Source organism: Microcoleus sp. FACHB-68 (assembly GCF_014695715.1).
In the GTDB taxonomy this organism is placed as follows: domain Bacteria; phylum Cyanobacteriota; class Cyanobacteriia; order Cyanobacteriales; family Oscillatoriaceae; genus FACHB-68.
Window position 1 is genome coordinate 408,821 of sequence record NZ_JACJOT010000013.1, and the last position, 14,758, is coordinate 423,578.

At 46.9% G+C, this 14,758-nt stretch carries 11 protein-coding genes and 1 tRNA gene; 7 read left to right on the forward strand and 5 right to left on the reverse strand.

Translation table 11 applies throughout. The features are described 5' to 3' along the window. The first annotated feature begins 337 nt into the window (after positions 1 to 337). Positions 338 to 1,759, forward strand: coding sequence for a methyl-accepting chemotaxis protein (locus H6F73_RS19450; RefSeq protein WP_190760411.1), 1,422 nt, complete (start codon positions 338 to 340; stop codon positions 1,757 to 1,759). A 60-nt stretch (positions 1,760 to 1,819) separates the two neighbouring features. Here H6F73_RS19450 and H6F73_RS19455 read toward each other — a convergent pair whose 3' ends face one another. From H6F73_RS19455 to H6F73_RS19470, 4 genes are all read right to left on the reverse strand, one after another. After that, complete coding sequence (locus H6F73_RS19455; protein ID WP_347239576.1) at positions 1,820 to 3,406, reverse strand: methyl-accepting chemotaxis protein; 1,587 nt, start codon at positions 3,404 to 3,406, stop codon at positions 1,820 to 1,822. A 435-nt stretch (positions 3,407 to 3,841) separates the two neighbouring features. After that, positions 3,842 to 5,449, reverse strand: coding sequence for a methyl-accepting chemotaxis protein (locus H6F73_RS19460; RefSeq protein WP_190760413.1), 1,608 nt, complete (start codon positions 5,447 to 5,449; stop codon positions 3,842 to 3,844). Positions 5,450 to 5,635: 186 nt separating this feature from the next. Next, positions 5,636 to 6,676 (reverse strand): aliphatic sulfonate ABC transporter substrate-binding protein, encoded by a 1,041-nt coding sequence (locus H6F73_RS19465; protein ID WP_190760414.1) that lies wholly within the window; start codon positions 6,674 to 6,676, stop codon positions 5,636 to 5,638. An 87-nt stretch (positions 6,677 to 6,763) separates the two neighbouring features. After that, the gene (locus H6F73_RS19470; RefSeq protein WP_190760415.1) at positions 6,764 to 9,667 is read right to left on the reverse strand and encodes a CBS domain-containing protein; all 2,904 of its coding nucleotides are present in this window, start codon (positions 9,665 to 9,667) and stop codon (positions 6,764 to 6,766) included. A gap of 248 nt (positions 9,668 to 9,915) precedes the next feature. On the opposite strand from H6F73_RS19470, the gene psbZ reads away from it, so the two are divergent. From psbZ to H6F73_RS19495, 5 genes are all read left to right on the forward strand, one after another. Then, positions 9,916 to 10,104, forward strand: coding sequence for a photosystem II reaction center protein PsbZ (psbZ, locus tag H6F73_RS19475; protein WP_190760416.1), 189 nt, complete (start codon positions 9,916 to 9,918; stop codon positions 10,102 to 10,104). Between the two features lie 83 nt (positions 10,105 to 10,187). Further along, on the forward strand, positions 10,188 to 10,772 hold the full coding sequence (ribH, locus tag H6F73_RS19480) for a 6,7-dimethyl-8-ribityllumazine synthase (RefSeq protein WP_190760417.1): 585 nt from the start codon (positions 10,188 to 10,190) through the stop codon (positions 10,770 to 10,772). 147 nt (positions 10,773 to 10,919) lie between these two features. Beyond that, positions 10,920 to 10,991, forward strand: a tRNA-Gly gene (locus H6F73_RS19485). Between the two features lie 392 nt (positions 10,992 to 11,383). Further along, on the forward strand, positions 11,384 to 11,794 hold the full coding sequence (locus H6F73_RS19490) for a hypothetical protein (RefSeq protein ID WP_190760418.1): 411 nt from the start codon (positions 11,384 to 11,386) through the stop codon (positions 11,792 to 11,794). A 4-nt stretch (positions 11,795 to 11,798) separates the two neighbouring features. Next, positions 11,799 to 13,064: a glutamate-5-semialdehyde dehydrogenase gene (locus H6F73_RS19495; protein ID WP_190760419.1), complete on the forward strand. Its 1,266-nt coding sequence runs from the start codon at positions 11,799 to 11,801 to the stop codon at positions 13,062 to 13,064. A 181-nt stretch (positions 13,065 to 13,245) separates the two neighbouring features. On the opposite strand, the gene H6F73_RS19500 is transcribed toward H6F73_RS19495, so the two are convergent. Continuing rightward, entirely contained in the window at positions 13,246 to 14,433 is a 1,188-nt protein-coding gene (locus tag H6F73_RS19500) for a calcium-binding protein (protein WP_190760420.1), read from the reverse strand. A gap of 55 nt (positions 14,434 to 14,488) precedes the next feature. On the opposite strand from H6F73_RS19500, the gene H6F73_RS19505 reads away from it, so the two are divergent. Continuing rightward, positions 14,489 to 14,647: a hypothetical protein gene (locus tag H6F73_RS19505; RefSeq protein ID WP_206754752.1), complete on the forward strand. Its 159-nt coding sequence runs from the start codon at positions 14,489 to 14,491 to the stop codon at positions 14,645 to 14,647. Positions 14,648 to 14,758: the final 111 nt, after the last annotated feature.

The window sequence follows — 14,758 nt, forward strand, 5'->3', positions numbered from 1 at the left end:
TTTTTTAGAGCTTAGCCTATTTTTAACAGCAGCAGTTGCCTGGTAAATCAGGCCGGTAGACTTGAGACTCTAAGTTTAAAGTTAGCTTTTGTTACGAGTAAATAGCTTACCTATCTCTCAATTTATTTTCAAGCTTATAATAAATAAGCAACAGATGACCGAGATTGGAACCCGGTTAGTGATGCCAAGTTACGCTCAGATGTATTGGTTTTGAAGGGGAAGGACGTAAGCCTGTGCCAACATACCCTGCCCGCCGATTGCCTAGAGTGCGCGACTAGCCGGTTTTGCATTATTGCTTTTTAGTTATATTTACAATCTTAAAAAAGGGGGAAATAAAATGCAGTACAAAGTTGCAACGATGAAACTCAGTAAAGTCGTTCCCTTGGGATTTTCAGCAATCATTGTGGTGATGGCGATCAATGGTGTAATCTCTAAATTAACGGTTAACAGTCTGGTTTCAACAGCGAGTGAGGTAATGCACAGTTATCGAGTGCAAACAAAGCTGCAAGAGTTAGAAGAAACGTTAGTTGATATTCAACTCGGAGAGCGAGGTTTTATTCTTACTAAAAATGAAGATTTCTTACAACCTTACAGAGACGCACAAAAAAATCTAGCTAATAATTTTAAAGAAGCTAAGTCTTTGCTTAAAGATGATCCGGTTAAAAGTCGAGCTCTTGAAGAAATTGAAGAATTATCTCAACAAGGCATAAATACTTTAACCAAAAATATTGCCCTGACCAGAGCAGGTAAATCTCCATCCCAAGCAAACTTACTTGAAGGTAAACGCGGGTTGGAGATCCTGAGGGACAGAATTAATAATATGCTCCAAGCAGAAAGTGATTTATTAGCAAAGCGTCAGCAATCAGTGAGAGAAGCTGAAGAATTTTCGAGTTTTATTACTTTAGGGGGAACAATTTTAGGTACAGCTCTTGGTTTTATAATTGTATCATTTGTTGTTCGTAGAATTGTGAAACCAATCGATGAAGTTACAAAGATAATTACGACCTCCTCAACAGAAATTGCGGCGACCGTAGAGCAGCAAGAACGGACAGCATCACAGCAATCGGTCGCGGTGAATCAAACCACCGCAACCATGCATGAATTAGGCGCTTCTTCAAGAGCAACTGCTGAGCAAGCTGAGGCGGCAGCGGCGGGAGCCAAACAAGTGTTAATTTTAGTAGATAGCGACGCTGAATTAAATAGGCAATATGGGAAATATGTTGCTTCCGAATCTAGTTTGAGAGAGCGAGTTAGACAGATTGCCAGAGAAATTCTCCGCTTAAGCGAACAAACCAATCAGATTGGCACAATTTCAACTTTAGTGAGTAATTTAGCGAATCAAACGAATATGCTGGCCTTAAATGCAGCAGTGGAGGCGGTACGTGCCGGCGAACACGGAAAAGGATTTGCCGTAGTTGCGGCAGAAATTCGCAAACTTGCTGATGAAAGCCACAAATCGGCAGAGAAAATTAATAGCCTAGTTATTGAGATTCAAAAAGCCACGAATTCGACTGCAAAAGTCACAGAAGAAGGCACAAAAACCGTTGAAAGTATTGTGGAGGCAATTGAGAACATTGCCCTTAACTCTCAAAAAATTTCACTCACGGCTAAAGAACAAGCGATTGCAATCCAACAAGTAGCACAAGCCATGAATACGATTGAGCAAGGTGCATTACAAACAGCGAGTGGCATCACTCAAACGAAAAATGGCACCCACAAGCTTAACGAAGCGGCAACCACACTGAAAGCAGTCGTTTAAATAAGGTAGAGAAAGGGAAAGATGCCGCCCCCCATCCACTCATCTCTGTTCTTTTCGCCTTTAACGCACACCCAAACTTTTTAAGTTATGAGCGGCTTCGTTGAGTTTTTGAGTTCCGACTTTCGTTTGAGTAATGCCACTCGCCGTTTGTTGAGAGCCGGCGTTGATAACATTCATCGCACTAACTACTTGCTGAATCGCTACAGCTTGTTGTCCTGCACTTAGAGCAATTTGTTGGTTATTGATCACCACTTGGTCGATTGCAATAGCGACTCCTTTAAAAGCATTGGCGGTTTTTTGAGCAATTTTAACGCCCTGTGTAACAGTTTTTGTTCCCTCCTCTGTCACTATTACGGTTGAGTTGATCGCCACTTGAATATCTTTGACAAGTCCGTTAATTTTATCTGCAGATTTTTGGCTTTCGTCAGCAAGTTTGCGAATTTCTGCCGCAACCACTGCAAACCCCTTTCCGTGCTCGCCGGCACGTACTGCCTCCACGGCTGCATTTAAAGCCAGCATATTCGTCTTGCTGCCTAAATCACTCACCGTACCGGAAATGCTGCGAATTTGGTTAGCTTGATCGCTCAAGCGCATAATAGAGGACGCAATTGCACCAACCTTTTCTTGCAGCGTCGCCATGCCTTTTAAGGTTAATTTGACTGCGTGAGTTCCCCCCTCAGAAAGGCTAAGTGCCTGCTGTGCGCTAGCCGCTGCCACCCCAGCTTGCTCGGCTGCTGTTCTTGAAGAAGTCTTCAACTCCTCCATCGTACTGCTCGTTTGGTTCACCAAAGCTGCTTGTTCTGAAGCAACATGTTCCTGCTGTTCAACTGTAGCGGCAATTTCGGTGGAAGAACTAACAATCATATTAATAATGCCGCTAATCGCTTTATCCAGAGGTTTGGCAATCGCCGTACTTAAAAATATCCCTAAAACAATCGCCGTAATGGGACCCAACACCATGCCTAAGATAACCCAAAAGTTAGTTTGAGCCACATCTCTTTCAGCGGCTTTCTGTGCCGCTTCCCCATATTCCTCGTTGTATTTGATTAGGCTTATCACCCCTTCTGTTGATGTTTCAAACGAGGCTCTTTCTTCATTAGCCGCGAAGTTGCTGATTTTATCTAGCAATGCATCGGCGGCTTTTGCTGTTGTCATTTCCCGTGAATTTTGCTTACGCTGACTGACTAGCTCAGCCATTCTGCTTGGAGGATCTACAATACCCAGCCGTGCGAATTCTTGATATAAACGCAGAAATTCTTCATGATCTTGCTGCCAGTTAGCCCAGTCTTGAAGAAATTGCTTGTAAAGAACTTGTTCTGGTGCAGTTCTGGGGGCAGAAGTATATTGTTGAAATCCTTCGTCTATCTGTTGCCCAGCTTCTTTTATTCGGCTCAATTCAGCTTGACGTTTTTCTTGGCCCAAGAGGGTGTTAAGCAAGGCTCTTTCTGACGATTGAACTTGAGTCTGCCCTTCATTAATTTTCCACAACCCCATAACACTTGGCAGGCTATTATTACCTAATGTACTAATATGATCGCTGAGACGAGAATTTCCATTCCATCCCACACCGGCTACGACCAAGACAAGTAAGCCCATCATTAAAAAAGCTGAGATCAGCCGACTTTGTAAATTCATGTTACGAAACACGATATTTCTCGCTCCTAATTTGTTTGCTTTATAATTAATATTAATAGAAAAAATGTGGGTGAGCAGTCGGTGAGAAAATTAAACATCACTGCTGAAGAGGGGTCGTGGGTCTTGTGAGGTGGCCATCACCACGTCTGAAGAATGGGGCATCTGGCATAGAGTTTTTGATACGGTAAGTGACCGTAAATAGGGGATTGGGGAAAAAGGTGTTTGTTTATTTATGTTCACATACTTAATAAAAAAAATGTACAGCTAGCTTTATTTCTTTACATTGAGAAAATGACGCATTCCTTAAGCAAAAAATTATTATATAAATCTACTTTTTTTCTAAAAAAATGCCTTAATAAGAAATAAAAAATGAGAGCAGAAAGTAGGGAGAGTAATCGCAATCAACCTCTTAAACACTCACTCTTCTGGGTTCCCTTACTCGTGTCTCTACCCAACACCGAATGCCTTAATATTCTGGGCGGCTTGTTTCAGGTTGTCGATGCCCACTTTCGTTTGAGTGATGCCGCCGGCAGTTTGTTTAGCGCCGGCATTGATAGTGTTCATGGCATAAATTACCTGATCGATTGCCACGGCTTGCTGCCTCGAAGTCAGGGCAATTTGCTGATTGCTTACACAGATTTGCTCGATAGCTTCAGACACACTTCTGAAAGTGTCTGCCGTTTCCTGAGCGATTTTAACGCTGTCCTCGACTGTTTTTGTCCCCTCATCCGTTGCTAGCACCGTTGAGTTGCTAGCCGTTTCGATATTGGCGACGAGGGCGTTAATCTTATCTGCCGATTTCTTGCTCTCGTCTGCCAGTTTGCGAATCTCCGCTGCCAAGACGGCAAAACCCTTACCGTGTTCTCCGGCTCGCACCGCCTCCACCGCTGCATTCAACGCCAGCATATTCGTCTGGCCGGCTAAATCTCGCACTACAGACGAAATCTCGCGGATCTGAGCGGTTTGCTGGCTCAATAGTACGGTCGAGCCGGCAATCCCTCTGACTTTCTGTTGGAGTTCTGTCATGCCTCCGAGCGTGCGCTGTACAGCTTGGCTTCCCCCCTCTGCTAGCGTCAGCGCCATAGAAGCGTCGGCAGCTGCCGCTTCAGCTTGCTCCGCCGACTGCCGGGAAGAGGCACCCAGCTCATCCATTGCAGTGGTCGTTTGGCGCACCGAAGTCGCCTGTTCCTGTGCGATGCGCTCCTGCTGCTCGACTGTTGCGCTAATCTGACTGGAAGAACTGACAATTTCATTAATGATGCCGCTGATGGCTCTATCAAGCGGCTTAGCAATTGACCAGCTCAGAATAATCCCCAAAATCATCGCCGTTAGTGGGCCGGCAATTGTGCCCAGAACAACCCAGCGCTGAGTTTGCGTCACACTCAGATCGGCTGCCTGCTTTTGATTGGCTGCAAGTGTCTCGTTTACTTTAATAACTTTTTCCAGGTCTTGCGCTGCCGAATTAAATACTGGCCGGTTGATAGTAAAGACCTGCACGTTCATTTGTTCTAGCAGAGTGCTGGCTGCTTGAGCCGCTATCATTTCTTGTGAGTTAGCCCGATCCTGCCGCCACAGAGCCAACTGCGTTGTCTGGGGAGCTAAAATGCCTCCCTGTTCAAATTTTTGATAGAGGCGTAGAAATTCTTCATGCTCTTGCTTCCAGCGCTCCCATTTCGAGAGAAAATTTTTCCACAGCTTATCTTCCTGCTGGGTACGGGGTAGCCGCTCATATTTATCTCGCCCTGCCTGCATCTGTAGCAAAGCCTGCTGGATTCGGTTTACTTGATCTTCCCTAACTGTGTCGCTCAATCTGGTATTGAGTAGCGCCATTTCGCCGGCATGAGAAACCCTCAGTCCCTGATCTACCATTTGTAATCCTACGATACTCGGCAGTCTCACCTCACTAATCTCATCAAGGTATTGAGTTAGCCAGAAACTACCGAGCTGCCCTACCCAACCAACAGCAAAGACAATCAGTGCCATGATGAAAAAGGCACTAATCAGTTTTCCTTGCAGCCCCATTTTCTTAAACCAGGTACTAAACCGATGATTCATTTTTACCCTCACTTTAGCCAACTTACTTTGTCGCTTCTCCGCTCTGATTAAAGTTAAAAATGAATAAGCACGTGAAAAGTAATATCTTACCTTTTCACGTTCTCATTTAATCTTCACTTTCCTAATCAATTTTTTTAGCAAAACTCCAGTTCTTCACCCTCCGTTAAAGTTTATCCGCTTACGATTTTATTTATTTAAAGAATTTGCATAAGCTTCGACAAAACTACTATCAAATAACTGACTGATATCGGGCTTTTGTTTAATCATGCCGGCGTTCAGCAAAAAATTACTTAATTCTTTGGCTGCATAAGGTAAGGATGTCAGATCAGAACCCGAATTAAACGCTCTCAAGTTTTCTTCTGCACTAAAAAACTTGATTTCAGACTCGTAGCCTTTGAACTCACTGACCGAAACGCCCATATAGTCAGCCATAATCTTATAGGAACTTTCAGGATTCTGGCGAACGAAGTTTAAGGTGGCGAACCAAGTATTAACAAGCGCTTGAACATCAGAACGCCTTTCTTCAATCAATTTGCGGTCAACGACTAAATGAGCGGGAATGGCTTGAGGGAAATCTTTTGTACTCACTAGCACTTGACTGCCGGCACGCTTAAGAGCTTCCTTCGTGTAAGGTAAAGCAAGCACGACAGCATCCACCTGACTTTCTACAAACGCTGCTACTGCGGCTCGCGTATCTAAGCTTTCTAACTTAATATCGGCTTCACTCATACCCGCCTTTTCCAGCGCTAGAAGCAGAAAATAATGATTAATCTCTCCTTTTTCTACAGCTACTTTTTTATTTTTCAAGTCAGCCATCTGCTTGATTTCTTTTTGAACAATCATCGCATCACCCCCATTAGAGACATCTGTAGTTAAGACAATTACTGGGTTGAAATTTGAATTACCATCTATCATTTTAATCGTGTCACTTAAACCGTGAAAGTTAGCCTCGATCTTCCCTTCTTTCAGGGCTTGAAGAGACTTGGCATAGTCATAAAATATTAAATCGACATTAACATTATTCTGATTAAATATTTCTGATTCTTCAGCGACTTGCATATAAAGAAAACTGGGCCAGTTATTAAAGCCTAGTCGAATAGACTGGTTAGTAGAAACCGCAGATGGAGAAGTGGTGGAAGTCGGAGGTTGTGGAAAAGTACAACTGACCGCAACGATTAAACTCACTAAAAAAACTGCGAGCAATGACAGTAAACTCCGAATCTTCATTGGCCCTCCTTTGGGTTGCAGGGAATCGTTCCCAGTGTTGATAATTTAAGAGTAGTTAAGATTCGTAACGCAAGTTACAAAAATAGACTATTTATTATCAGTAAGCGGGAAATGTTCTGTCAGAAAAGCTTCAGCACCGGCACGGATTTCTTGAGAAGACGCATGGCGGTTGTCAATGATTCCATCAAGCGTTGCCGCCAGTAGAGCATCTAGCATTTCCTTATACTGAGGGCCAGGTTTATAACCCAGCGCTTTCAAGTCATTGCCATTGAGAACCGGCTGAACAAAAGACCATCGGGTTAAATACTGCCAAATCTGCCGGCGTATCGAGCGCGAACTTTGCACCCCAATCAAAATTAAAGTCGGTAACTCATGCCGGCGCAACAGCCGCACAATTTGGCTAGGACGTTGGCACAGAGGCAAAGACTCTACAACCTCAATTTTAGCTCGCTCAAATTCCCGTTGCCGGTCGATACTATCTGCCGGCAGTTGTAAAGCACCCGCCACCTGAATTCGATATTCAGCAGCCAAGTAAGCAATTAAAACCTCTAAGCGCATCTGCCAAGGGTCGGGGATTTTCTTTTTAACCTCAGCCTGAGAGTTCAAGCTCAAAGACTCAAACCGTTGCAAACAGCGACTGAGCAAACAAATTTGTTTCCACAACCGCTTATCCAATTCCAGCGTGGAATGAATACATTTTAGCGCTCCCAAATCTCCCAACAACTGCAACGCCGGCTTCCAATAAGCAGCCTGCAAAATATATTTCAGCTCACTTTTAAGGCGCGTTTCCAGTGCCGGTGCTCGTTGATTTTGCACGCCAGATTTTAAATCGGATACACTGTCACCCTTTGCGCGTTCGTAAACACCACTTTCTATAGCATGGCGAATATATCCTTCCGTCTGCGGGTCTATCTTAAATCCCAAGCGCACGGCAAACCGCACTGCTCGATAAATGCGTGTGGGATCTTCAATAAAACTATTCGCGTGTAAAACCCGAATTTGCCGGCTTTCTAAATCGACCAACCCTCCAAAAAAGTCTAACAACTCGCCGGCACGTGGCCCAGTCAGCCGTACCGCCAAAGCATTAATCGTAAAATCGCGCCGGTATAAGTCTTGACGGATGGACGATGCCTCGACTTCCGGGTTAGCAGCGGGGTAAGGATAAAATTCCGTTCTAGCCGTGGCAATATCAATCCACAGCGATTCTAAAATTGGGTCTTTGTGCCACAGCAACGCCGCCGTTTGAAATTGCCCGTGAATATCCAAACGAGCTTGGGGATAGCGTTGCTGGAGGGCAGTTGCCAATTCCACACCGGCACCTTCTAAAGGCGTGGCAAGTTGCCGGTTCGCATCTGCGCCGATGCCATCCACCACAAGGTCAATATCACTCAATAAAATGGTGTCATCGGGGTTGGCTAACAGTAAATCTCGCACGCCGCCACCCACGAGATATAGGTGGCAGCCCCGTTGTTCTGCGAGTTCGGCGGTATCGGTGAGCAACTGCCACATTGGCGCGGCTAGACGTTCTTGCAATAGCTGCCGAATGGCTTGTGGCAGCGGACAATAACCCAATTTTCCCGCTCTGCCGCTGTCCCGCTCTCTCTCTTTTCCCCGCTCTCGATCTTGGTGCAATTCTCGCAGCACATCGGTGCGGGTAACAATTCCCACCAACTGCTCATTCTCCAACACCGGCAGGCGTCCGATGTCGTAAGTTACCATCAGTGACTCTATTTCTGGCAGCAGGGTAGCCGGTGTAATTGTCTTCAGATTCACCGTCATGTAGCCTTTCACCGGCGCATGAGCAAAGCCGTGGTGCAGGGCGATATCGAGATCCCGGCGGGAAATCACCCCCACCAGTTTGCCGTCGGCATTGACCACAGAAAGCCCAGAGTGACCGTAGCGTAATAAAATTCTCTGAGCTTCATAAATTGTGGTTTCTGGGCGAATGGTTCGCACCGGCGATGACATCAACTCGCCGGCAGTCAGCGGATGAGGAATTTGAGCTTTAAGTTGCTCTACCAGTTCATCCAGGGTTGCCGGTGCGTCTACACCCCGCAAACTCAAGGACGCCGCCCGTTGGTGTCCCCCGCCGCCCAGTGGACTGAATAGCTGATTAAGATTGGTGCCGGCAATTTGGGATCGCCCAATCACGCTCAAACGTTCGTCCCCCGAATCTTTCCCAGAATGCCGGTGTGCCAACAGCAGCGCGTCACTTTCTGTAATATCCATCAATTGTGAGGCCAAACTCGACAGCCCCGGAACAAAGGCATCGGTTTCTAGCAACACCCAGGAAACTGTATAACCTCGGACAGTTGACTTTTGCAATTGATCTAAGGCAACCGTCAGTAAGGTTTGCAATTGGGGAGACAAACCGGGATCAGCGCACTCCGCTATTACCGGCAAACTGGCTCCCTGTTCCATCAACCAAGCCAAAGCTCTGGCATCTCGTGGGGTAGAATGGCCAAACGTGAGAGAGCCGGTGTCCACATGGATGCCTAATGCCATTACCGTTGCCTCTGCCGGCGTGAGGAACCGTTCTGAGTCCTGAGTGCTGAGTTCTGAGTGCTGAGTGCTTTCCTCGCCTCTTTCCCTCTCTTCTAAGACTTTTTGCAATAACTCCACAATCAACGTCGTCGCTGCGCCCACCGGCTCTATCTGGCTGCGGGTGGCTGGGATATCGCTTTCCATCTCTAGATGATGGTCATAAACAGCAATTTCAGTTAGATTGGGCAGATCCAACCACTCAGCCGCCTTCCCCAAGCGTTCGCGCTGCTGAGTATCAACCACAGAAAGCGAGCGAATTTGGCCGGCGGACACAGCACGGCGTTCAATTAGGGCATACTCATCGCGATGCAATGCCAAAAAATCTCGCACCGTTGGGTGAGCACCGCCGGTGAGTACCACCTTTGCCCCCGGCAGAAGCCGTGTCAACCCCACAGCCGCGCCGAGGGTATCAAAATCTGCGGTTGTGTGGCACAAAATTAAATCCATGTCGCTTGCTTGTTTAAGGAAATACAGAAGCTGGGAAGCCTGGAAATTGAGGAGCCGGTGAGCGTTTTTTTACCTTTGCCCCTTCTTCCTCTATGCTACGCACACGAAACGAGCGCACTTCCTCACTAACCTCTATCAGAGAGGGTCATTTTTTGGTAGCTTAAGACTCAGGGCTGATTACTAAAGTAGCCTGAGTCTGGCTGAACTGGTGCTGTCCAGTTAATTGCTGTGTTGGGAAAAAAAAGAAAATGTCAATTTTATTTCAAATCGCACTTGCCGCTCTTGTCTTCCTTTCCTTCGTGATGGTTATTGGCGTCCCCGTTGCCTATGCCTCTCCCCAAAACTGGGATCAATCTAAACAGCTTATCTTCCTTGGCTCTGGTCTTTGGATAGCTCTGGTATTTTTAGTGGGTGCCTTGAACTATTTGGTCATCTGAGTCCGGTCATTTGTAGGGTTCAACGATTGCTTAATCAGTGAACCCTACAAAGGACAGTTTAAACTTGACAAAGGACAAATAAGATGGCAGTTTTCGAGGGAAATTTTACTCAGACAAGCCAGTTCAAGTTCGCCATCGTTATTGGTCGTTTCAACGATCTGATTACCGGCAAGCTGTTAGAGGGCTGTCAGGATTGTCTAAAACGTCACGGCGTTGATGTCAATCCCCAAGGGACTCAAGTTGATTATGCTTGGGTGCCGGGATGTTTTGAGCTGCCGCTGGTGGCTCGCCAATTGGCGCTGACAGGTCGTTATGATGCGGTGATTTGTCTCGGTGCAGTGATCCGGGGTCAAACGCCTCATTTTGATTATGTGGCTGGTGAAGTGTCTAAGGGAATTGCAGCGGCGGGGTTTCAAACCGGCGTGCCTGTGGTGTTTGGCGTCGTCACTACCGACACGATGCAGCAAGCCCTAGAACGAGCGGGAATTAAGAGTAACCTCGGCTGGAACTACGGGATGTCAGCCCTAGAAATGGCTAGTTTGATGCATCAAGTCAAGGGAAGTGTGGTATCTGATCTTTACAGCGATCACCCATCCGGTACGCCCCAGAGTTTGCCGGCTCCCATAAAAAATGCCATGCCGATACAAGAGCCGGTGGATCGGCAGTAATTGATAGCTCTCAGCAGCGCTGGCACCGGCGTCAAAACTGCCGGTAGATAAGCTTCCAGCCGATACCAACTCCCCAAGCAAAAAAAACCATCGCGGGGAGTTGACAAACTCTGAGAAATCTGGCATAGTAATGATTACTGCAAATTTGCGGGTATAGCTCAGTGGTAGAGCGTCACCTTGCCAAGGTGAATGTCGCGCGTTCGAATCGCGTTACCCGCTTAAAAAAAAACAATCTCATCAAAACATCTGTGCAGGTTATATCCTGTTTTCCAGATGTATTGGTTGCTGTAGCACTAAAGCAGCTAGCCTAGCCATTGAAAGACTATTTTTTCAGTGCCGGTGGCATTGTCGTTGCTCAAAACGGGTGCAAACTTACAGCTACAACCAGAAGCCAGCCAGCTAAGCCGATATTTGAGGCGATAGCTACACTCGCTTGAAGTTGAGAATGGTAAAATTAGCGTAAGTCATCAGACGCTTAGAGGGCTGTTTCCGCACCTAGCGCAACTTAGAAATTTAGTTGGCAGCTATTGTTGAAAGCCTAATAAAAAAACATTAGTTCTCGAATCTTTTAGATAAACTTTCCTTACATACTTTTGCCTTTAAGAGCGCTTGTGCAATCTCAAAAAGCCCAGAAGATTGACTTAAATACTGACTACCCCTGTCCCTGCCGGCGTCGGGGGCGTCTCGTTCCGATTGTTCTGACAGAAGCATTTGGCTGCAATCGATGTCAGCAGATATTCGTTGTCGATGAAAACGGGTATTCGATCGAGCAACTCTCCACAAACTATCCCTACAAGCAAGCTTGGCGCTGGACGGGAAATCAGTGGAGTAAAGCTTATTCTGGACTGAGGGACAGTTACTTGCCCTTAGCACTGGGAATTATTTTAGTGCTACTGGTGATCTGGCTACCCTCAGCACTGAGTTTACCCTTGGGTTCTAATATTATTCCCTGGGCCATTATCGTAGCGGTACTGTTAGCAGTGCTGCCGGCGCTCATGGTCTGGCTGGCTTATCGGCGTTAGCTACATGACAACTGACTCGTTACATCCTTCACCGGCATCCGCTCAAGCCGCTCGTCGCGCTTATCAGGCTTCCCTGGAATTAGGCACTGTTAAGGGAATAGACCGTTCTCGAACCTTACAAGCAATGGCACAAGCCCTCAAGCGTGAGGCAGACCAGATTTTAGAAGCCAACACGCTGGACTTGGAAGCGAGTCGGGAAATGGCCGTGCCAGAATTGATTCTGGAGTGGCTGAAACTGACTCCCGAACGGCTGCAAACCACGATCCAAATTCTGCAACGGTTGTCGGAACTGTCTGATCCCCTGCGGCGGGTGATGAACGCTTCCCACCAAATCGAGCACTCCCAAATTTATTGCCAGCTCATGCCGCTGGGTGTGATCGCGCTGATCTACGAAGCATTTCCGGAATTAAGCGCCATCGCAGCCGGCTTGTGCCTGAAAACCGGCAACACGTTAATTCTTAAAGGGGGGAGTGAGGCAAGCCACTCGAATGAAGTGATTGTGCAAGCGCTACAGTCTGCAGTGCAACAAACAGGGTTGCCGGTGGAATGCTTGCAGCTACTGCCCTCAGACCAAGGCTCATCCATCCGGGATTTAGTGACTTTAGACCACTATCTGAATTTAGTCATTCCCTATGGCCGGCCCAGTTTGGTGCAGCAAGTCGTGCGGCAGGCAACCGCGCCGGTGTTGAAATCCGCAATGGGCAACTGTTACCTCTATTGGTCGCCCACCGGCAGCTTAGAAATGGCCCGCTGGGTAATTGGAGATAGCCATCAAAGCGAACCCGATCCCGTCAACGCCATCGAGAAAGTCTTAATTCACCGCGATCAAAAACCCTCGTCCTTAACAACACTGTGGAATAGCCTTAAAGAAAAAGGCTTTGAAATTCGGGGAGACGCTCATCTAGTCGAGGATTTTCCACAATTAAAGCCGGCTCAAACCTCAGAGTGGGGAAACGCCTATTTAACCAAAACCATTGCCTTTAAAGTTGTAGAAAGTCTCGAAGCCGCAATCGCCTGGATTAATCATTACAGTAGCGGTCATGCCGATTGCATCGTTACCGAATCTTACCAAGAAAGCCGGCAATTTGCCCTAGGAATCAACAGTGCCTCTACCTACATCAATGCCTCTCCGCGATTTTCCCGCAATCCAAAACAAGGAGATGCCGTTTTTCTAGGAATGTCCAATCAAAAAGGACATCGCCGGGGCTTAATCGGTTTAGAAACCCTAACAACCATCAAACATATTGTTCAAGGTAACGGACAATTTTAGTGATTCCTGAAGCATAAAGTATTGGAAAACGGCTCGTTGATTGATCTCGTTTGAGTACAAGTGTCAAGCGTCTTTATATCATCTGGCTTTCAGCCCTCGTTGTCACCCTGCCAGTTTTTAACCACAGATAAACACAGATAGTATTGGCTGTTCATCTGTGGTTAAAAAAGCCAGTGATCGATTAGCCAAATAATAATTCAGTGGTGTTTGTGGAGGAAATATTGTACTGAATATTATCGGCTGTAAAACCTTGAGTTTCTAGCATGGTGATCAGCAATTCACCGCTTCCGAAGCCGCTATTACCGACAATTCCATCGCTGAGACGGAATTCTGTACCGTCTTCAACCGTAACAACATCAATTGAGTAAATGTCATTAAAGATGATGGTATCGACAGACTCACCGCACCGACACCGCTCAAATCCAACAATGACATCAAAACCATCTACAAAGTCATAAATAACGGTATCTGATGAGTCATCATCTCCGAGCAGGATCATGTCGTCACCCGTGCCACCAATGATTGTATCGTTGCCATAACCGGCATCTAAAGTGTCGTTATTCGCACCACCGATGAGAATATCATTGCCGTTAAACCCATCGACATAGTCTTTACCAAACCCACCATCAAGGTAGTCATTGCCACTTCTGCCATAGAGAATATCGTTGCCGGTTTCACCAAAAAGCCAGTCATCACCTGTTTCGCCATCGAGATAGTCTTCATCCTCCGCGCCTAGCATCGTGTCATCATTAACCCCACCAAAAAGCGCATCATTATCGCTGCCGCCATCAAGGTAGTCGCTGCCAGCGCCGCCATCGAGGTAGTCATCGCCTTCCTCGCCAAGCAGCGAGTCATTGCCGAAGTCCCCTAAAAGGGTGTCTGCGCCGAATTCTCCCCAAAGCAAGTCATTGTCATCCCCGCCATCGACGTAGTCATCGCCACCGGCACCGAGTAAGGTATCGTTGCCGGTGTTGCCATTGAGAATGTCATTGCCAATGCCGCCATCGACGTAGTCATCGCCAACACCAGCGAAAATCAGATCGTTGCCTTCTTCTCCGTCGATGTAGTCTATGCCGGCTTGTCCATAAATAGTGTCACTGCCGCCTGCGCCTACAATGATGTCAACGTTGTCTCCGCCATAAAGTAAGTCAGAATTGGCACCCCCATCAATAATATCTGCGCCATATCCGCCATCAAGAATATCAGCACCGAGTCCGCCATCAAGTAAGTCATCCCCAAAGCCGCCTTCGATGATATCATCGCCACCTTCGCCGGCAAGGGTGTCATTGCCGCTTCCCCCCACGATGTCTTCATCGCGGAAAGTCCCTATGTAGATGTCACTGAAGATAGTCCCCAAGTAGGTAGGCATAATGTGCACTCCGTTTACTAACGTCTCAGCCTGTAGCCGGCTGTCACAGGAATATATGTTTGAGAAACGAGCACTTATGCGGATTTTTGACAGTTTTTTGCCGGCAACCGTTGCTGAGTTAGCCCAAACTTCCTGCCGGCAAGGCGTGCAGCCTCAACAGGTATCAGAAGCAGACAGCCTGGAATTGAAGAAGAAAGTTAAAAAACTCTCTTAACTGCTCGTAACAGCCGGCAATCATGGCAACCGGGTTTCAATCGCATTAGAATATAGCCACATTCAAGGGAAAGCGCTTGCAGCAGGTATTTTAGGGGATGCAAGCAAGCGC